We start from the raw sequence: 359 nt of genomic DNA, 5'->3' as shown, positions 1-359 counted from the left end.
CCTTCCCAGTCGCCAATACGTTCTTTTTTATCAACGACTTCTGGTCGAACATCAATACTGACCCGATTTTTAATTTTGCCTCTTTTTTCATAGCGACCATAGCGTTTACGATAGGGTTTTCTGGCAATTCGCAGATGTTGCCATAAATCACCCCCCTCTCTTTTATCTTGATAAATCAGCCTATAAATTGTCTCATGATGCAAAAATATCCCTTTATGCCGCTTCAAATAATCAACCACCTGTTCAGGACTCAAATCTTGCCAAATTAACCGTTTTATCCATTTTTTGACTTCCGGCGTTATTTTTACGGCTTTTTTAGCAAAATGACGACGAGCTAATCCCTTCAAATGAGCCTGTTC

General features: G+C 39.3%; 1 protein-coding gene. It reads right to left on the bottom strand.

Features of this window, described 5'->3' with window-relative positions:
• Positions 1 to 359: IS30 family transposase (locus AM629_RS21595; RefSeq protein WP_152912082.1), on the bottom strand; the 359-nt coding region annotated here is incomplete at both ends.

Source organism: Photorhabdus heterorhabditis (genome assembly GCF_001280945.1).
GTDB classification, from domain to species: domain Bacteria; phylum Pseudomonadota; class Gammaproteobacteria; order Enterobacterales; family Enterobacteriaceae; genus Photorhabdus; species Photorhabdus heterorhabditis.
The sequence above is the reverse complement of the archived record's forward strand: the minus strand, read 5'-3'. Positions and strand labels throughout refer to the sequence as shown.